Below are 20,249 nucleotides of genomic sequence, written 5' to 3' on the forward strand. Positions count from 1 at the left end.
TTTTCAACACTAAAACGGATGCAACAACGCGTAAGATGTTTTAAAATTAGTACATGTTTTGGGGTGTTGCAGGTCAACACCTTTTTTATTTTTTATACTTTTTTAGGTATCTACCCATGTCTGTTGAAATGAATGTTATGATTTCGGCCGAAGAAATCCAAGCGAAAGTTCAAGAACTTGGCGCACAAATTAATGCTCACTATGCCAATAGTGACAAAGAATTGGTTTTAATTGGTTTATTACGTGGTTCAGTGATTTTTATGGCGGACTTGTGCCGTACTATTACTAAGCCACACGAACTTGATTTTATGACTGTGTCGAGCTACGGCGGTGGTACAGTATCAAGCCGTGATGTAAAAATCTTAAAAGATTTAGACGGCGAAATCCGCGGCAAAGATGTATTAGTAATTGAAGATATTATTGATTCAGGCAATACCTTAAGCAAAGTATTAGAAATTTTACAAACTCGTGAGCCAAACTCAATTGAGTTATGTACTTTAGTGAGCAAACCTTCGCGCCGTGAAATCGAGCTTGATGTACGTTTCTTAGGTTTTGAAGTGGAAGATAAATTTATTGTCGGTTATGGTTTAGACTACGACCAAAAATACCGTCATATCCCATTTATTGGTGAAATTGGTTTATAAGTTTGTATTAAAACTAAACCTATTGAAAAGTGGCCGAAGGCCACTTTTTTTATTTTTTTAAAGCCCCATGCTGCACAAAAAAGCAACATTTTTTAGCTAAACTGCGCTTTAGTCAAAGAGTTGAATCCATAATGATAGATTCATAACACATTACGACAACCCTTCATTGAAGAGGAGATAAGCTATGTGGTCACTTATTGTTGCGATTGTCATTGGTTTTATTGCAGGTTTGATTGCGCGTGCTCTCCATCCCGGGAATGATAAAGCAGGTTTTGTCATGACCACGGTTCTTGGGATCGCAGGTTCTTTATTAGCTACTTATGGCGGTCGGTTACTCGGTCTTTATGGTGAAAATTCAGCAGCTGGCTTTATTGCCTCTATCATTGGTGCAATTATTATCTTGTTTATTTACAATATACTCAGCAAAAAAGCTTAAAAACAAAAAAGCCCTGTATACGCAGGGCTTTTTTAACGCTATACAACTTATAAACCTAATTCACGCCAAATTGCTTCCATTTCATTGGCAGGATAAGCCCCTAATACACGGTAACCATTGCTAAAAATAATAGCTGGTGTTCCTGCAATTCCTAACTCTTTAGCCAACGCTAAATTAGCGTTCACAGGGTTAGTACAGCTTTTCTTAGTTTTAGGCTCAATGCCTTTTTCAATCAGTTGTTGCCAAGCATATGCAGGGTCTTGTTCACAATACACTTGCTTAGATGCGGCAACAGATTGTGATTTAAGCGGTAAAATAAATGTGTAAATCGTGACATCATTGAGTTTTTTTAATTCTACTTCAAGCTGTTTACAATATGGACAATTTGGGTCAGAAAAGATCGCCAATTGGCGTTTACCATTACCTCGTACTGATTTAATGGCATTCTTAAGCGGGAGTTTTTTCCAATCAATCGTGTTTTTTTTCACAATCAATTCTTGTGTTAAGCTTTTTTGATCACTTAAACGCAGCATATTGCCAGCAATCAAATGCTGGGCATCCTCATTTAAATACACCACTTGTCCGTCAAGTTCAGCACTATAAATACCACGCATCTCGGTGCTTGCAATATTATTAATCTCTAAATTTGGATAGTTTTTTGCAAGATTTTGCTGTGCTGTATTGATATCTGCCCAACCCAGACTGCTCAAAGAGAGCAAGATTGCAACCCATATTGTTTTTTGCATCTGTAAAGTACTCAAAATTGAGATGTTATCTAGGTCAATATTCTACGCTGTTCTTGTCTGATTCTAATTTGTGAGTGAATTTTTTTACTCAAATACAACAACCATAAAGTTTCACGTGGAACATAAAAAAACAAACCAGATTTAATATTTTTCTTTAAAAACAACAACTTAATTAATTTTTTAGATATGTTGGCTTTTTATATAATTCACCCTGTGGATAAAACATGACTTATCAACAACCTTATGAGACTTTTACACAAGCACTAGTGAATGACTGATGTTTAAGATTCATTTTAGTTTTTATGCAAGCAAGACCTATGAAAAAGCCCTCAACATAAGGGCTTTTTAACTGATTATGTCTATTTACCAATACAAAAAGAGCCAAAGATCTTGCCCAATAGATCATCAGCGCTAAAGTCACCGGTAATTTCACCCAAAGCATTTTGTGCTAAGCGGAGCGATTCTGCAACTAATTCACCTGCGTTATACACAACTAATTGTTCACGAGCTTCTGCAAGATAGTGCTGTGTGCGCTTCATTGCGTCTAGATGGCGGGTACGCGCAATAAAGGTATCTTCCTCAGGTTGGAAGCCTGCATGTGCTGTCACTGCATCAATAAGCGCCTGTACACCCATCTCTTGCTTAGCTGATACCGTAATATGACGGAAACCTTGATAATCACCTAAGTGAGGCATCGCATCTGTTAAATCGCACTTATTGGCAATTAACATTAAACGCTTTGGTTCAAGATGCTCGGCAAAATACTCTTGTGCCAATTGTAGCGGATCGTCACCTTGGCTTAAGTCATACACCAATAATAATAAATCAGCATTTTCAATTTCTTTGATGGCACGGCGAATACCTTCTCTTTCTACAATATCACCAGTTTCACGTAAACCTGCCGTGTCGGTTAGGGTAATTGGTAAACCATTAAGCGTGATTTTTTCGTGTAATACATCACGTGTCGTACCAGCAATATCAGTCACAATGGCACGTTCAATCCCTGCCAAAGCATTGAGTAATGATGATTTACCCGCATTGGGCTTACCTGCAATCACCACTTGTAAGCCCTCACGTAGTAACTGACCTTGACGCGCTGATTGCTGTACTTCAGTGACAGCAATCGCTACACCATCTAGCAAACTTAAAATTTTACCATCGGCTAAAAAATCAATTTCTTCTTCAGGGAAGTCAATTGCTGCTTCAACATGTAAACGTAGGTGAATCAGTTGCTCTAAAACACGATTCACTTTGCTTGAAAATGCACCTTGCAATGAACGTACCGCTGAGCGTGCTGCCGCTTGTGAGGTGGCATCAATTAAGTCGGCAATCGCTTCTGCTTGAACTAAATCGAGCTTACCATTTTCAAAAGCACGCATCGAAAACTCGCCGGCTTTGGCAGCAATGGCACCCAATTCAAATAAACGCGCCAAAAGGGCATTTTGAATCACAGGGCCACCATGACCTTGTAGCTCAACCACATCTTCACCAGTAAATGAATGTGGATTAGGGAAGCAAATGGCTAAGCCTTCATCCATGACCTCACCAACGGCATCATAGAACTTGCGAAATGCTGCATAACGTGCGCCTGCAAGTGGCTGTTGAGTCAAGCTCTCAGCAATAGCATACGCTTTTGGCCCAGATAGGCGAATGACCCCAACACCACCACGCCCCGGTGGTGTGGCAATCGCAGCAATCGTGGTTTGGTTTTGCATAACATTCACCTAAAAATTTTGGATAACAGCACAAATAAAAATCCGCCTAAGATTACCATCTTAAGCGGATTAATTCAGCTAGTCAGTCGTGTTGTATTACTGACTTGAGCCTTCACGTTGTTCACGTTCTTTAGCCACAGCTTTGTTAATTAAGCCTTGCTGTAAGATGGTGATCAAGTTGTTGACGATCCAGTAAAGTACTAAACCTGCAGGGAAGAACAGTAAGAATACTGTAAAGATAACTGGCATGATTTTAAATACTTTAGCTTGCATTGGATCAGTCGGTTGTGGATTCAACGACTGTTGGATAAACATGGTTAAGCCCATCAATAAGGGCAGGATAAACCATGGATCCATTGCAGATAAATCTTGAATCCAGAACATCCATGGTGCATGACGAAGTTCAACTGACTCCATCAATACCCAATATAAAGCAAGGAAAATTGGCATTTGCAGTAACAATGGTAAGCAACCTGAAAGTGGATTCACTTGCTCACGCTTGTACAACGCCATCATTTCTTGCGAAAAACGCATACGGTCTTCACCGAACTCTTCTTTCATGCGTTGCATTTCAGGTGCAATCACACGCATTTTCGCCATCGAGCGGTAGCTCTTCGACGATAATGGCCAAAGAATTAGTTTAACCAATACGGTAAGTAGAATAATCGCCCAACCCCAGTTGCCGATCAAACCATGGAAAAACTCAAGACCTAAGAATAAAAGTTTCGCAATTGGCCATAACCAACCGTAATCCACAGTTTGATTTAAACCTGTTGCTAAATCTTTCAACTCAGATTGAATTTTTGGACCTGAATAGAATGTGGCATCCACTTCAGCTACTGTACCTGCTGGTACATTGATCGCAGGTGAAGTAAAACCAATGATATTCATATCATCAGCTGATTTGCGTGATTCTAGTTTGGCTGCATAAGCTTGACCGCCATTTTGGGTCAACTTAATTTCGCCTGGTACCCAAGCACTCACGAAGTAGTGTTGCACCATCGCAACCCAACCACCTGTGGCATCAACACTTACTTTTTCTTCATTAAAGTTATCAAACTTTAATTTGTTGTAGTGTTCATCCGGTGTACCCCATGCACCACCTAGGAAAGTTCCTAAAGTGAAAATGCCTTGATCAGATTGACCTGGGTCTTCAGAGTTATCACGTTTGATTTGACCAAACATTTGACCCTGCCAAGTTTGGCTGCTGCGGTTAACCACTTTGTGATTAACAACAATTGGGTATTTACCTTCAGTAAAGGTAAAGGTTTTAATAATTTCAACGCCATCCGCTGTTTTATATACCATAGGTACGCTCAGCGTTTTTGCTGATTGACCATCTTTGCTTGGTACAGCTTTAGCATCGGCTAAACTATATGACGTTTTCTCAACTTCATAATTAGGACGACCATTACGGCTTGAGTCTGGGCCATTTAGACCAACTAAACCAGACTGCGCGACATACGTGCGTTTCGCGTCACTTTCAAGCATAACGAATGGTTCATCGCTATCTTTATTTTTGTCATGATTGAGTAATTCAACACGAACAATATCACCACCTTTTGGACTAATCCAAAGATGATAAAGGTCAGTTTGTACTGAAATAAGCTGTTGACTTACAGGTGCTGTAGTGTCCGTTGCCTGTTGTGCTGTGACATTTGCTTGTGGCAGATCAGATGCGGCAACAGCCGTCTGAGCATTTGGCAAATCTGCAGATACATCCTGTGATACCACGGCAGCTTGTTGCTGCGGTTGGTTCTCGACATTACCGTAATCTTTTTGCCACGCCAAAATGAGCAAATATGCGACAACAAACATGGCACCGAGAATTGCAATCCTGGCCCATTGTTGCATATCTATTACCCCAAGTGGTTAGAGTGTTTTTGGTTCAATAAACGATCACGAAAGGGTACAGCAACAAGACGCTTTTGAGAATCAGAATCTATTTGCTGAAAGGAAATAAAACGAATTGCTTTAAATGGAACAGGATCATAACCCGATCCTCCCCAAGGATGGCACCGGCAAATACGTTTTGTAGACAACCACACACCACCGACAGCACCATGTGTCTGGACTGCTTCTAAAGCATATTGAGAACAAGTTGGAATATAACGACAACGAGGTCCAAGTAAAGGACTAATCGCAATCTGATAGAAACGAATGAACCAATGCAGTAGACGTACCATTGGCCATCTCTACTTTTGTGGAGAGGGAGCTATTTTAGAATGCTTTTTGGCAAGGCGTTGTAACTTCTGCCAAGCAAATTGTAGTTGCTGGTACAATTCGGCATTAGGTATAGCTTCAATTCCCATTTTGGGCATGACGACAATATCTAATAAACCTAATTGATGTTGGTGCAAGCGAAAGCTTTCGCGAGCAAGTCGTTTTACTCTATTTCTTTCGTGTGCGCGACGCACTTTCTTTTTAGCAACAACTAAACCCAAACGGCTATTTGGCAGTTCGGAATGTTTTGCTAGAAATAAGAAATGGGGCTGATGCACTTTAAAAAGCGCACCATCAAACACACCTTTGTAATCGGCAGCACAGCGTAAACGAACCTCTGTGCTATAGCCGCAAAGTGTTGTCATCACACCCAAAACCGTCAAGCGTTAACTGATTAAACAGTTAAGCTATGACGACCTTTTGCACGACGGCGAGCTAATACTTGACGACCAGCTTTAGTAGCCATACGAGCACGGAAACCATGAACGCGCTTGCGCTTTAATTCAGATGGTTGAAATGTACGTTTCATATCGAAACTCCAAAAATGATCTTTCTATAAAGGTCCGCGATTTTAGTGCTCATTGCTTGAGCTGTCAATGAAAAAGGGCAAATGTTATCAAATTAGATTGTAATATTTTCTTAAACATTAAAATGATTGTCCTATATAGAAAATTAAGAATGTACAGTTTTTATTATTCTATATATTTGATATTAATGGATAAATTAAATATCAACAACGATATTAACATACTTATCCACAAGTTTATACATAGTTTGTTAATAGCTTATATTTTTGATTTTAAATTTATTCCATTTTAAGACTTATCCACAAAAAACATTGTGCTTATAAATAAATTTAAATTTATAAATTTAATATTATTATTATTAGGAAGCCTAATTTCTATGGATAAGTGACTTTTTTTAATAAAAAACATTTAGTTAAGTTGTGAATAACTATGTTTATATTAATTGAATACTTTGGGGATAAGTTTTTGATATATTTTATCCACAACTTTCGGGTAAACTTATCCACATGGTGGTTTAAATTTAAAATTGAGCTTTTTTTAGCAAATTAATGTCATTAGTCATGACAGATGTGGATAACTTGGTTAGAATGGCGACCCGCTTAGGTTTGGGGCGGTCAGTTTTCATCTGTTAATGGATATATAGGGGTTTCACATGCTTTGGACAGACTGTTTAGATCGCTTGCGCCAAGAGCTATCTGGAAATGTCTTTACGATGTGGATTCGCCCATTAGTTGCAGAAGAGGCTCAAGACTGTTTACGCCTATATGCGCCTAATCCTTATTGGACGCGTTATATTCAAGAACATCATCTTGAATTGATCTCAATTTTGGCAGAACAGCTTTCTGAAGGGCGTGTGCGTAAAGTTGAAATTTTAGTTGATTCGCGTCCTGGTGCAATTTTAGCGCCTAGTGAACAGCCTGCAACGAGCACAGCAGCTTTACAAAATCCTACTCCTGTATCTACACCGACCAAAGCTAAAAAAGACAAAGATGAAGCAGCTAAAGCAAATCGTAAGCGTCTTTTAAATCCCTTATTCACTTTTTCACTGTTTGTGGAAGGTCGTTCTAATCAAATGGCTGCTGAAACGTGTCGTAAGGTTTTAACGCAATTAGGTGAGCCGCAACACAATCCGTTATTTTTGTATGGTCCAACTGGCTTAGGTAAAACTCACCTCATGCAAGCGGTAGGCAATGCATTGTTGCAAGCGAAACCAAATGCACGTGTGATGTATATGACTGCTGAGAGCTTTGTGCAAGATTTTGTCACATCATTGCAAAAGGGTAAGGTCGAAGAATTTAAGAAAAATTGCCGTTCACTGGATTTATTACTTGTCGATGATATTCATTTACTTGCTGGTAAAGAAGCGAGTTTAGTTGAATTTTTTTACACTTTTAACGCATTACTTGATGAATCAAAACAGATCATTTTAACTTCAGATCGCTATCCAAAAGAGTTGACTGAACTTGATCCACGTTTGGTTTCACGTTTTTCTTGGGGATTATCGGTTGGTGTTGAGCCCCCTGATATTGAAACACGGATCGAAATTTTACTGAAAAAAGCAGAAAGCACGGGTGTAGAATTACCGCGTAATTGTGCTTTATTTATTGCACAACAAGTGGTCGCTAATGTTCGTGAACTCGAAGGTGCTTTAAATAAAGTTGTGGCAATTTCACGCTTTAAAGGCACGTCTATTGACCTAGATGTGGTGCGTGAATCACTCAAAGATGTACTTGCGATTCGTGCACGTACCATTAGTACTGAAAACATTCAGCGTGTAGTAAGTGAGTACTTCCGTATTCCACTTAAAGAATTGGTTGGACCTAAACGTACCCGTATTTATGCGCGTCCGCGTCAATTGGCTATGGGTTTATCACGTGAACTTACTGGCGACAGCTTTCCTGAAATTGGTATGGCTTTTGGTGGGCGTGATCATAGTACGGTCATGCATGCCTGTGAAAAAGTGCAAAGCTTACGCCAAGAAGACCCTATGTTTAATGAGGACTATAAAAACCTACAGCGCTTGTTACAAAGCTGATTAAGTTTTATTCAATTGCTAGACCTTGCAATCACGTAAGTTCTACCTCATATTACTCATCGAAAAATTTCATCTTCAGTTGTTAGAGGAATGTATTGTGCGTTTAAAAATCGCGAAAGAAAGCTTATTGAATGTTCTCTCTCACGTTGTGGGCGCGGTAGAACGTCGCCATACTCTGAATATTCTATCTAACGTTAAAGTGCAGGTGACGCAGCATGCGTTAACGGTCACAGGCTCTGATTTAGAAGTTGAGTTGGTAGCAAGTACAGTCTTAGCTGAAGGTGCATGCTTACAAGCGGGTGAAACGACTGTACCGGCACGTAAATTGGTTGATATTTGTAAATCTCTACCGAATGGTGCTTTTGTTGATTTACATGTCGCTGAAGATCAGCGTTGTGTTTTAACCTCAGGGCGTAGTCGCTTTGTGTTAGGCACATTGCCTGCTGAAGATTATCCGCTATTAACTACAGAAAGTACGCAAGGCACGCAAGTGACCGTGACACAACGTGAATTAAAACGTTTGTTTGAAAAGACTGCTTTCGCGATGGCAGTGCAAGATGTACGTTTTTACCTAACAGGTACCTTGCTTGAAGTTGAAGAGAATCAATTGCGTGCGGTGACCACAGATGGTCATCGTTTAGCCTTGTGTGAAACAGTCGCTTCATCGAATGCTACACAGCCGATGCAAGCGATTGTGCCACGTAAGGCAGTTGCTGAGTTGCAGCGTTTACTCAGTCTTGAAGATGAACAACTGTCTTTGTTGATTGGTCGTGAATTACTTAATATTACCATTAGCACGCCAAGCCGTGACAAAGAACAACCAGATATTACCGTGCGTTTCACAACCAAACTCATTGATGGAAAGTTCCCTGATTACCGTCGTGTGATTCCACGTGGTGGCAATAAAACAGTTGTGATTGGTCATGATGTATTTAAACAATCATTGCAACGTGTTTCGATTTTAAGTAATGAAAAATTGCGTGGTGTGTTCTTAATCTTTAAGCAAGATGCGTTGCAATTGCGTGCCAATAACCCTGAGCAAGATGAAGCAACCGAAGAGCTTGCAATTCAGTACACTAGCGATGAATTGGAAATGTCGTTTAACTCGCAATACTTACTTGAAGTACTTAATGTCCTCGATGGTGAAGATGTATCCATGACCATGACAGAAGCCAATCATTCGGTATTGGTACAAGATGCGATGCATCCTGATCAGACCTATGTGGTCATGCCAATGCGTGTTTAAGCGTTTAGATTTATGCAGATCACGCATTTAAATATTCAACGTGTTCGAAATTTAAAAACGGTTGCGCTCCAAGAGTTGCAGCCGTTTAACGTCTTTTATGGGGTCAATGGTTCGGGTAAAACCTCTATACTTGAAGCGATCCATTTGCTGGCTACAGGTCGCTCATTTCGAACACATATCCCCAAACATTACATTCAGCAGCATGCCCAAGATGCGATTGTTTTTGCGCAATCGGTAAGCGATAAAATTGGGATGCAAAAGCTGATTTCGGGTGAACAGATCATTAAACTCAATGGTGATCATATTGCCACACAAGGTCAGCTAGCACGTTTACTGCCATTGCAAATGATTGATCCATTAAGCACGGATATTATTGATCATGGTGCTAAACCACGTCGTCAATTACTCGATTGGCTGATGTTTCACGTGGAACCTGATTTTTATCAAACATGGCAATTTTATTCACGTGCCTTAAAACAACGTAATAGTCTACTTAAAAATCAGCGTAACTTAAGTTTGCAAGACTTAGAGCCGTGGAATGAAATACTGAGTCGTTATGGTGAAATGTTACATCTACAGCGTTTAAGTATTGTGGAACAATGGCAGCAGTATTTGGCTCAAGATTTGGCATATTTATTGCCGAATGTCGAGATCAAACTCGATTACCAAGCAGGCTTTCATACTGAGCTCGGTTTATTGCATGATTTAACCCAGCATCATCAAAAAGACCTTGATCGGCGCTATACCGAATATGGCCCGCATCGTGCTGATCTGCGTTTAAGAACGCCAATTGGCGATGCTGATGTGGTGTTGTCACGTGGGCAAAAAAAGCTCTTGATCATTGCCTTAAAACTGTCACAGATTGCAATGCTGCATGGGTGTAATAAGGAAACTGTGGTATTATTAGATGATCTGACGGCAGAATTAGATTTAACCGCACAACAACGTTTAATTGGGCGTTTAAGCCAACTTGGTAGTCAAGTTTTTATTACCACTTTAGACCATGAAGCAGTGCAAACTCACTTACATGATTTGTCTATTTCTTATCAATTATTCAATGTTGAAAACGGTGAGGTTCGCCTTGTCACACAATGATTTACCCATCTTGGGATAGACCTATTTTTTCACTAGGGAGAAACCATGAGTTCAGAAGATCAATCTGTCTCTACTACAGAACAAACCATTGAAAAGGCTTATGATTCCTCTAGTATCAAGGTATTACGTGGCCTCGACGCGGTTCGTAAACGTCCCGGCATGTATATTGGTGATACTGACGATGGCACCGGCTTACACCACATGGTCTTTGAAGTTGTTGACAACTCGATTGATGAGGCTTTAGCTGGTCATTGTGATGAAATTTTAGTGACCATTCACGAAGATGAATCGGTTTCTGTTTCCGATAATGGTCGTGGTATTCCAACCGATATTCACCCTGAAGAAGGGGTATCTGCAGCAGAGGTAATTTTAACCATCTTGCATGCAGGCGGTAAGTTTGATGACAATAGCTATAAAGTATCGGGTGGTTTACACGGTGTAGGTGTGTCTGTTGTAAACGCACTGTCAGAAAAACTGCTGTTAAATATTAGCCGTGCAGGCAAAAGCTACGAGCAAGAATATCGTCACGGTGATCCTGTTTACAAATTACGTGAAACAGGTACAACTGACAGCTCTGGTACCACGGTTCGTTTCTATCCAAGTGCGGAAACATTTAGTCAAACCATCTTTAACGTTGATATTTTAGCGCGTCGTTTACGTGAACTTTCGTTTTTAAACGCAGGTGTTCGTATTGTGCTACGTGATGAACGTATTAACGTAGAGCATGTATTTGATTTCGAAGGTGGTTTATCTGAGTTTGTTAAATATATTAACCAAGGTAAAACCCATCTAAATGACATTTTTCACTTTACCGTGCAAGCAGAAAATGGCATTGGCGTTGAAGTTGCTTTGCAATGGAATGATTCTTATCAAGAAAATGTACGCTGCTTTACCAACAATATTCCACAAAAAGATGGTGGAACCCATTTAGCCGGTTTCCGTGCTGCCTTAACGCGCGGTTTAAACAGCTATATGGATAGCGAAAATATTCTGAAAAAAGAAAAAGTTGTAGTTTCAGGCGACGATGCGCGTGAAGGCTTAACTGCAATTGTTTCTGTTAAAGTGCCAGATCCAAAATTCTCTTCGCAAACCAAAGAAAAATTGGTGTCAAGTGAAGTGAAAACTGCTGTTGAGCAGGCGATGAATAAGTCATTCTCTGAATACTTATTAGAAAATCCGCAAGCAGCTAAAGCCATTGCAGGTAAAATAATTGATGCTGCGCGTGCCCGTGATGCGGCGCGTAAAGCCCGTGAAATGACACGTCGTAAGAGTGCGCTTGATATTGCAGGTTTGCCGGGTAAATTGGCCGATTGCCAAGAGAAAGATCCAGCTTTGTCTGAACTATATCTTGTCGAGGGTGACTCAGCAGGTGGTTCGGCGAAACAAGGTCGTAACCGTAAAATGCAAGCGATTCTGCCACTGAAAGGTAAAATCTTAAACGTAGAGCGTGCGCGTTTTGACCGTATGATTTCATCAGCTGAAGTGGGTACCTTAATTACCGCTTTAGGTTGTGGTATTGGTCGTGAAGAATATAATCCAGACAAATTGCGTTATCACAAAATCATCATCATGACTGATGCTGATGTGGATGGTTCGCATATTCGTACGCTATTGTTGACATTCTTCTTCCGTCAAATGCCGGAATTGGTCGAGCGTGGTCATATTTATATTGCACAGCCACCGCTCTATAAACTCAAAAAAGGCAAGCAAGAACAGTACATCAAAGATAACGATGCACTGGAAACTTACCTAATTTCAAATGCCATTGATGAGCTTGCTTTACATATTAGCGCTGAAGCCCCTGCCATTCGTGGTGAAGCATTAGCTAATGTGATTGCGGATTATCAAACTTCGCAAAAGAGCATTCAGCGTTTAACACAGCGTTATCCTGCAACTTTACTTGATGGTTTATTAGGTCTTGAAGCCTTTAAACTGGATCAAGTGACCGATAAAAACTACGTAGAAACGTGGGGTGAACAGTTACGTCAAGCGATTGCAGCACAGCAAGAAAACTTACGTCCTGAATTGTCTTTAGAGAGCTTTGAAAAGCAAGATGCTGCGGGCAATACCGTGATTGCGTATTATCCACGCCTTACAGTGTATGTTCATAACTTGCCACATGCCTATTTACTTGAAGCGAATTTGTTGGCTTCAGCTGAATATGCACGTTTGTTAAAGAACTCGAAAAGTTGGTTTAGCTTACTTGAAGAGGGTGCTTACTTACAAAAAGGTGAGCGTAAGATTCAAGTATCAACTTTCCATCAAGTATGGCAGCAAATTTTACAAGACTCGCGTCGCGGTATGATGATTCAGCGCTACAAAGGTTTAGGTGAGATGAACGCGGAACAACTTTGGGAAACCACTATGGATCCTGAAAACCGTAACATGTTACAAGTAACGATTGATGATGCGATTGAAGCCGATCGTATGTTCTCATGTTTAATGGGCGATGATGTAGAACCACGTCGTGCCTTTATTGAAGAAAATGCCTTAAATGCTGATATTGATGCTTAATTAAGTCTAAGCATAAAATTTTAAAAAGCGCCTTTCGAGGCGCTTTTTTTATGCTATGTTGCTATCAAAATAAACTAAAAATTTGATTAAAATTGAGGAAAATAATATGGCTATCACTACTTTAGAAAGTATCCGTGATCATTGGGTAGAGGCATTTTTTAATGGCGATTATGCCGCTTTAGCCCAATACGAAGACCAAGACTTTAAAGTAATTTACGAGCAAGAAGGTCGAGTTGAAAGTCACTATACGCGTTATACGCAAATTGAACATGCGGTGCAAAATGGTGTGTGGAAGCCACAAAAACTAGATGTAGAAGCAGAACTATTTGATTTTGATGAAAATTTACAAAAATGCCAAGTACAAGTCGAACTGAGTAATCAACAAAAGATTCAAGAAACTTGGGTGTATACAACCGAATGGAAAATTACTGAATTACGCTTTTTAAAATAATGGATGTTGATAACTGGCATTGTTAAGCTAAAAACTGTGGATAAGTTTTGAGTTATCCACCTTAAATAAAAAAGTCGCTTCAAAATAAAAAGCACCCAAAGGTGCTTTTTACTGCGGATAACTTGGGGTTTATGCACACAAACTGTGGATAACTTTTTGGCAAGTGTGCATAACTTAAACCGAGTATTTAATCTTCAAAAGAGGCTTCGAGTTCTTCAAGTTCCATCATGAGTTCTAACATCAGCTCTTCAGCCTGTTCAACTTTGGCTTTAAGTTCTGTTTGCTCATTCATGAGTTTAAGCAATTCATCTTTACGGCTTGTTTCATAGAGTGCGGTATCACCCAATAAAGCTTCAATTTCGGCTAAACGTGGCTGTAATTTGGCAATTTGTGCTTCATTTTTCTCGATATTTTTACGAATTGGACGCCCCAATTCACGGCGACGCGCAGTTTCTTTACGCTGAGCTTCTTTATCGAGTTTCGAGATGCTAGGTTTAATTTGCACATCTGATTGCACAGGTGCTGCTGGCTTTTGCCCATTTTTAATCATGTCAATGCGGGCTTGACGCAACCAATCAGCATAAGCGACTAAGTCACCATCAAATTCGCGACTACGACCGCCATGTACTAAAATTAATTCATCACAAACGCTGGCCACCAATTGACGTTCATGCGATACCAACACCACTGCACCTTCAAAATCTTGCAGCGCCATAGTCAGGGCATGACGCATATCTAAGTCTAAATGGTTGGTTGGCTCATCTAGAATCAAAACGTTTGGACGCTTCCATACAATTAAAGCTAATGCTAAACGTGCACGTTCACCACCAGAGAAACTCTCAGACGGGGTATCCATGCGTTCGCCACTAAAGCCAAAGCTACCCAAGAAAGCTCGTAAAGTGGCTTCACTGATTTTTTTATCTGCGATACGGGCTAACTGTAACATTGGGCTGGCATTGCCATCTAATGCATCCATTTGATGCTGAGCAAAATAACCAATATTAAGTAATTCTGAATCCTTACGATGACCTTGCATTAAGGCTAAATCACCAACTAAAGCTTTAATTAAGGTCGATTTACCTGCACCATTCATGCCCAATAAACCAATACGGCTGTTGGGGGTAATTTGCAGATTGACATTGGTGACAATGAGTTTGTCGCCATAACCAATATCAGCATTTTCAAGCTCAAGCAGTGGTGAACTCATTTTGGTCGGTTCACGGAAGCTAAAGGTAAATGGCGTATCAACATGCGCCGCCGAAAGCTCTTGCATACGTTCTAACTGTTTAATACGACTTTGTGCTTGTTTGGCTTTGGTGGCTTGGGCTTTAAAACGGTCAATGTATTTTTGTAAATGTGCGCGGGTTTCTAATTGCTTTTCATAAGCTTGTTGTTGCTGTGCTAAGCGTTCGCTACGAGTACGCTCAAAAGTTGAATAGTTGCCGGTGTATAAAATTAATTCTTGATTTTCAATATGTAAAATATGGTCGGTGATCGCATCTAAGAAATCGCGGTCATGCGAGATTAAAACTAAAGTGCCTTCATAAGCTTTAAGCCAATCTTCAAGCCATAAAATTGCATCTAAATCTAAATGGTTGGTTGGTTCATCCAGTAACAATAAGTCTGAACGGCTCATTAGAGTACGCGCTAAGTTTAAGCGCATACGCCAACCACCCGAGAAGCTTGATACATTCAATTCAGATTGATGTTCAAAAAATCCTAAACCTGCCATCAGTTGTGAAGCTTTAGCTGCTGCTGAATAGCCGTCAATTTCATCAAAACGTCCATATAAATGAGCAAGTTCAGAATCATTGAGCGTATCAGGATGGGCCAGTTGATGTTGAATATTCCAATATTCTTCATCGCCCGATAAAACAAAATCAATAGCCTTCATATCCAAGGATTTAATTTCTTGTGCCATATGGGCCACAGTCCATACCGCAGGGCGCGTTAAGCTACCACTGTCAGATTCCATGCCCCCTAAGAGCGCTGAGAACAAAGTGGATTTACCAGCACCATTGACCCCTGTTAAACCAATTTTCCAACCGGGATGCAATTGCATAGACGCTTTTTGAAAAAGAACACGTCCGCCGCGACGTAAAGAAAGTTGCTCTAACTGAATCATGAAATTATCGAACAAAGAAAAAATAGGCCTCATTCTAATGGAATTTAGAAAAAAGCCAAAACCTGAGTGACTTTTATCTTGAGTAAAAAATAAACTTGGCATTTTGCTGCCTTTTAATCTTCAAAAGTGCCCCATATATTGATTATGCTATACTGCATATATTGTCTTAGCCGCATAAGACCACCCAATTCAATAGAGGAATCTCCCCATGACTGATCAAGCGCTTGAGCTGACGGATAGTGCTGCGAACAAAGTACGCCAATTGCGTGAGAGCGAAGGCAACCAAGATTTAATGTTACGCGTTTATGTAACAGGTGGTGGTTGTTCAGGTTTCTCTTACGGTTTTAACTTTGCAGAAAGCCAAAATGAAGATGATGCAGAATTTGTAAATGGCGATGTAAAAATGTTGGTCGACTCACTCAGCTACCAATATCTAGTAGGCTCTGTGGTGGATTATATTGAAGGTTTAGAAGGTTCACGCTTTGTGGTGCAAAATCCAAATGCAACCACCACTTGTGGTTGTGGCTCTTCTTTCTCTATGTAAAGTTGCCGTAAAAAAAGCCCCAAATTTGGGGCTTTTTTATTTAGATACACGTCATGGTACCAAGTACGCGATAACCTGTAGCACCTGTGACCGCAGGCAAATTGCCACTGAGTTGATTAACAAAGCGCATAGCCAGCCAAGCAAAAGCTGTGGCTTCTACCCACGTTGGGCTTAAACCTAAATCGGCAGTGGTTTGTACCGTCCATTGATGTTTACGTAAACGCCAACGTAATTGCTCTAATAAATGTGAGTTATATGCGCCACCACCACAGACATACACTTCACCAGTTGCCATATCAGAGCGATAAATGGCTTTTTTAATCGCGCGTGTGGTGAGTTTCATTAAGGTGGCTTGCACATTTTCTGGTGTATCTTCTAATTCGTTATATTCAATGTCGCTACGCCAATCTAAAATTTGTTCATCCAACCACTCTAAATTAAAGTCTTCACGTCCTGTACTTTTAGGCGGTTCTTTAGAAAAGAAATCATGACTTTGTAGCCGATCGAGCAAACTGCGAATTGGCGTGCCATAAGCGGCCCAATTGCCATTTTCATCATAAGGCTGACCGGTGTAACGCTCGCACCATGCATCCATCAAAATATTTGCAGGTCCGGTATCAAAACCAAAGACTTGATCAGGTTGACCGGCAGGCAACATACTGACATTAGCAATGCCGCCTAAGTTTAAAATCACCCGATGAATTGATTGATGTTGAAAAATATCTTGGTGAAAAGCCGGAACAAGCGGCGCACCTTGACCACCTGCTGCCATATCACGACGACGAAAATCAGATATGACCGGAATTTGGGTGATTTCGGTAATGATGTTGGGGTCGCCAATTTGTAAGGTAAAACCATGTTCAGGACGATGACGAATAGTTTGCCCATGTGAGCCAATGGCTTTAATTTTTGTTTTATCTAAATTGTGGTCTTGGATCAGTTGATTAATGCCATGCCCAATCATGGTTGCCAAAGCTACATCGGCTTTGCCCATACGATCAATTTCGTTGTCGTCAGGTAAAGTCAGTGCCATCAGTTCATCACGTAAATCAGGGTCAAATGGCAAGGTTAGTGTGGCATGAAGATGCAGAGGATTAAAAGAAGCAGCAACAATGTCGACACCATCCATACTTGTGCCGGTCATTACCCCAATATAGATCGCTGTCATGATGATTCTAAAGCCTGCAATATGCTGAAAAAGTGTTAGTATATCGCACAAATTGTATAACTGATCTATTTGGATTTTGTGATGTCAAATTTCCTGCCGGCTGAAGAACAACTTGCTCTCATCAAACGAGGCACCCATGAAATTATTTCTGAAGAAGACCTTCTGAAGAAATTAAAACAGAATCGTCCATTAAAAATTAAAGCGGGTTTTGACCCGACAGCACCAGACCTACATTTAGGTCATACGGTCTTAATTAACAAATTAAAAGTATTCCAAGATTTAGGTCATGAAGTATATTTCTTGATTGGTGACTATACTGCCATGATCGGTGATCCGACCGGTAAGAGTGCGACACGTCCACCACTGTCACGTGAACAAGTATTAGAAAACGCTAAAACCTATCAAGAACAAGTGTTTAAAATTCTTGATCCAAACAAAACCAAAGTGGTGTTTAACTCAGAATGGTTTGCGCAAAAAACTGCGGCTGATTTAATTCAATTGGCATCACAGCAAACTGTGGCGCGTATGTTAGAGCGCGATGACTTTACCAAGCGTTATAACAACCAACAGCCAATTGCCATTCACGAATTTTTGTATCCATTGGTACAAGGGTATGACTCAGTTGCTTTACAAGCTGACGTAGAGCTTGGTGGTACCGATCAAACCTTTAACTTGCTTATGGGTCGTACGCTGCAAGGTCGTTATGATCAAGAAGCACAAGTTTGTATTACTGTGCCAATCCTTGAAGGTTTAGATGGCGTCAATAAAATGTCTAAATCTTTAGGCAACTATATTGGTGTGTTTGATACACCGGGTGCGATGTATCAAAAAGTGCTTTCAATGCCGGATTCTTTAATTGAACGTTACTTTGACCTACTCAGCTTTAAATCTTTAGATGAAATTCAACAGCTATTAAAAGAAGTGGCTGAAGGGCGTAATCCTCAAGAAGTGAAGAAGATTCTTGCCCTTGAATTGGTAGAACGTTTCCATGGAAGCGAAGCGGCTGCCAATGCGCATAAAGGTGCCGGCAACATCATTACCGAAGGTGAATTACCAGAAGGTACACCAGAAGTGACGATTTCACGCTCAGAATTTGGCGGTGAGATGTTCATTGCGTCAATCTTGCGTGCTGCAGGTCTGGTTAAAAATGCGGCCCAAGCCAAAGATGCAGTTGCACGTGGTGCAGCCAAAGTTGATTGGAAAGAAGTAGATGCTTCTTTTGCTGTCAAAGAAAATGTGACCTTAATTGTTCAATCAAGTAAAAAAGCCATTGCGAAAGTCACTTTTGTGGACTAAGCCTATTTGATGTGTTTTAAGTAATTGAAAAAAAGCAGACTTTGGTCTGCTTTTTTTATGACTAAAGTTTTATATTTGTATTTTAAATAAGTAAATTCAAAAAAAACCTTATAAAAACAAGGTTTAATTTTTCCAAAACCTTGCATTTGAAAAAAAATCTCGTTAGGATGGATTGCATCTTATGACTGTGTAGCACAGTCCAGAGGGTATAGATAAGGACGATTATTCAAGGAAGATCGGTTCACTTTTAGCAAGAATTTAACGAAAATAATTATAATAAGACACACTGGATCGCATTTGATGATCTAACTCAGAGAGAGAGATTTTGGGAGAGATCTCTTTCTTTTTTTATGTCTAGAAAAGCTCTATGCAACAGGTTGTTATTTACAGCGACTCTATGCGCTATTTATATTGAATAAATGCTAGGCGCGGTAGCATTTGTTTAACCAAAAAACCAACCAATAGTGCCGAAATTATAGTGCCTTCACGAATCCCAACAATATACTGCAATGCAATATATGAACTTATAAGGGCCAACAGCACTAAAACCATATCACCATAAGATTTACATGAGCCAAAGTTCCAGTTAAAACGCAATGCAAAGGCTTGATACAATCCTTCGCCTGCCAAAAAGACCAAATTGGCTTTAACCAGCATACATACACCAATTGCAGTGATCATGCAGCTACTTAAACAGTACAACAATTGCTGTATATAGTTATCTGCTTGCCAATTTTGTGTAAGCCACAGTAATACATCAATGCCTAGGCCAAAAATTATACCAATCGGCAGTTGTAGATAACGCGTCCATGTAAACTTATTTCCCAATAAGAGCTTTTGTCCAATAATCATTACAATATGCATCGCAATGGTTAGCACCCCGACCGAAAGCGGCACAATGAAACTATATACATAAGGCAGGGATGAAATAGGCGATGTGCCTAAATCCGAGCGAATAGACAGCACCACGCCAAAAGCCATTAACATCAGGCCGATCAATAACAATGGAAAGCGTAAATAAAATTGCTGAGGCATGACAAAGCAGTCGTTGAAATAAAATATAGTTTAACCAAGCTTAAACAGAGTGAATATGCCGCGAAAGGTTAAAAAAATGCACCTTTAAATTGAATGATCATTTATAGCTATAATGAAAAAGTGCTCTGATTTAGCTGTTAGCTTAAGGATATATAGTGTTGTAGTAAAACAGATTTAAACTACAGCTATATAGGTGATGTTTAAAAAAGTATGTCAAAGCCAAGAAACTTACCTAATTAAGCTAGTATGGATTTGACCCATGACATGAATTTTGCTGCATATGTAAAATAAAAGGCCTTAATAAGCCCACAAAAGGGTTGGAAAATAGATTTTTTATAAAGATAGATGAAAAATTGTCCACTCATGAAATAATTACTTAAATATGTCTTGCCAAGCTAAAAAAAGCTCCTATAATGGCGAGCATACCAACGCAATGAAGCAAAATGATT

The 20,249-nt window shown here is 40.0% G+C and carries 18 protein-coding genes; 9 read left to right on the forward strand and 9 right to left on the reverse strand.

Annotated elements, in window-relative coordinates; translation table 11 throughout:
• Positions 1-116: 116 nt before the first annotated feature.
• Positions 117-644, forward strand: a complete 528-nt coding sequence (gene hpt, locus Q0017_RS10585) for a hypoxanthine phosphoribosyltransferase (protein WP_297427300.1) — start codon at positions 117-119, stop codon at positions 642-644.
• Between the two features lie 184 nt (positions 645-828).
• Positions 829-1,080: a GlsB/YeaQ/YmgE family stress response membrane protein gene (locus Q0017_RS10590; protein ID WP_297427303.1), complete on the forward strand. Its 252-nt coding sequence runs from the start codon at positions 829-831 to the stop codon at positions 1,078-1,080.
• A 47-nt stretch (positions 1,081-1,127) separates the two neighbouring features.
• Here Q0017_RS10590 and Q0017_RS10595 read toward each other — a convergent pair whose 3' ends face one another.
• From Q0017_RS10595 to rpmH, 6 genes are all read right to left on the reverse strand, one after another.
• On the reverse strand, positions 1,128-1,826 hold the full coding sequence (locus Q0017_RS10595) for a DsbC family protein (RefSeq protein ID WP_297427306.1): 699 nt from the start codon (positions 1,824-1,826) through the stop codon (positions 1,128-1,130).
• Positions 1,827-2,185: 359 nt separating this feature from the next.
• Positions 2,186-3,541: a tRNA uridine-5-carboxymethylaminomethyl(34) synthesis GTPase MnmE gene (gene mnmE, locus Q0017_RS10600; protein ID WP_297427308.1), complete on the reverse strand. Its 1,356-nt coding sequence runs from the start codon at positions 3,539-3,541 to the stop codon at positions 2,186-2,188.
• 96 nt (positions 3,542-3,637) lie between these two features.
• Positions 3,638-5,395, reverse strand: a complete 1,758-nt coding sequence (gene yidC / locus Q0017_RS10605; RefSeq protein ID WP_297427310.1) for a membrane protein insertase YidC — start codon at positions 5,393-5,395, stop codon at positions 3,638-3,640.
• 5 nt (positions 5,396-5,400) lie between these two features.
• The gene (gene yidD / locus Q0017_RS10610) at positions 5,401-5,727 is read right to left on the reverse strand and encodes a membrane protein insertion efficiency factor YidD (RefSeq protein WP_297427313.1); all 327 of its coding nucleotides are present in this window, start codon (positions 5,725-5,727) and stop codon (positions 5,401-5,403) included.
• Between the two features lie 9 nt (positions 5,728-5,736).
• Complete coding sequence (rnpA, locus tag Q0017_RS10615) at positions 5,737-6,129, reverse strand: ribonuclease P protein component (protein WP_297427345.1); 393 nt, start codon at positions 6,127-6,129, stop codon at positions 5,737-5,739.
• Positions 6,130-6,158: 29 nt separating this feature from the next.
• Positions 6,159-6,293, reverse strand: a complete 135-nt coding sequence (gene rpmH, locus Q0017_RS10620) for a 50S ribosomal protein L34 (protein WP_000831329.1) — start codon at positions 6,291-6,293, stop codon at positions 6,159-6,161.
• A 650-nt stretch (positions 6,294-6,943) separates the two neighbouring features.
• On the opposite strand from rpmH, the gene dnaA reads away from it, so the two are divergent.
• The 5 genes from dnaA (at position 6,944) to Q0017_RS10645 (ending at position 13,632) form a co-directional block, all read left to right on the forward strand.
• A complete protein-coding gene (gene dnaA / locus Q0017_RS10625) occupies positions 6,944-8,326 on the forward strand; it encodes a chromosomal replication initiator protein DnaA (RefSeq protein WP_297427321.1) in 1,383 nt (460 codons plus the stop codon).
• 97 nt (positions 8,327-8,423) lie between these two features.
• Positions 8,424-9,572 carry a DNA polymerase III subunit beta gene (gene dnaN / locus Q0017_RS10630; protein ID WP_297427324.1) on the forward strand — a complete coding sequence of 383 codons (1,149 nt, stop codon included), beginning with the start codon at positions 8,424-8,426 and terminating at the stop codon, positions 9,570-9,572.
• A gap of 12 nt (positions 9,573-9,584) precedes the next feature.
• On the forward strand, positions 9,585-10,667 hold the full coding sequence (recF, locus tag Q0017_RS10635) for a DNA replication/repair protein RecF (protein ID WP_297427327.1): 1,083 nt from the start codon (positions 9,585-9,587) through the stop codon (positions 10,665-10,667).
• 45 nt (positions 10,668-10,712) lie between these two features.
• Complete coding sequence (gene gyrB / locus Q0017_RS10640) at positions 10,713-13,181, forward strand: DNA topoisomerase (ATP-hydrolyzing) subunit B (RefSeq protein ID WP_297427330.1); 2,469 nt, start codon at positions 10,713-10,715, stop codon at positions 13,179-13,181.
• A gap of 106 nt (positions 13,182-13,287) precedes the next feature.
• Entirely contained in the window at positions 13,288-13,632 is a 345-nt protein-coding gene (locus Q0017_RS10645; protein WP_297427331.1) for a hypothetical protein, read from the forward strand.
• Positions 13,633-13,819: 187 nt separating this feature from the next.
• On the opposite strand, the gene Q0017_RS10650 is transcribed toward Q0017_RS10645, so the two are convergent.
• On the reverse strand, positions 13,820-15,757 hold the full coding sequence (locus Q0017_RS10650) for an ATP-binding cassette domain-containing protein (RefSeq protein WP_298146500.1): 1,938 nt from the start codon (positions 15,755-15,757) through the stop codon (positions 13,820-13,822).
• A gap of 208 nt (positions 15,758-15,965) precedes the next feature.
• On the opposite strand from Q0017_RS10650, the gene erpA reads away from it, so the two are divergent.
• Positions 15,966-16,301 (forward strand): iron-sulfur cluster insertion protein ErpA, encoded by a 336-nt coding sequence (gene erpA, locus Q0017_RS10655; protein ID WP_297427337.1) that lies wholly within the window; start codon positions 15,966-15,968, stop codon positions 16,299-16,301.
• A 40-nt stretch (positions 16,302-16,341) separates the two neighbouring features.
• On the opposite strand, the gene Q0017_RS10660 is transcribed toward erpA, so the two are convergent.
• The gene (locus Q0017_RS10660; RefSeq protein ID WP_297427340.1) at positions 16,342-17,469 is read right to left on the reverse strand and encodes an anhydro-N-acetylmuramic acid kinase; all 1,128 of its coding nucleotides are present in this window, start codon (positions 17,467-17,469) and stop codon (positions 16,342-16,344) included.
• Between the two features lie 63 nt (positions 17,470-17,532).
• Here Q0017_RS10660 and tyrS point away from each other — a divergent pair, with 63 nt between their 5' ends.
• Entirely contained in the window at positions 17,533-18,765 is a 1,233-nt protein-coding gene (gene tyrS / locus Q0017_RS10665; RefSeq protein WP_297427348.1) for a tyrosine--tRNA ligase, read from the forward strand.
• A 402-nt stretch (positions 18,766-19,167) separates the two neighbouring features.
• On the opposite strand, the gene Q0017_RS10670 is transcribed toward tyrS, so the two are convergent.
• On the reverse strand, positions 19,168-19,800 hold the full coding sequence (locus Q0017_RS10670) for a DUF6198 family protein (protein ID WP_298146503.1): 633 nt from the start codon (positions 19,798-19,800) through the stop codon (positions 19,168-19,170).
• Positions 19,801-20,249 lie beyond the last annotated feature (449 nt).

Source organism: uncultured Acinetobacter sp. (assembly GCF_947624825.1).
Taxonomy (GTDB): domain Bacteria; phylum Pseudomonadota; class Gammaproteobacteria; order Pseudomonadales; family Moraxellaceae; genus Acinetobacter.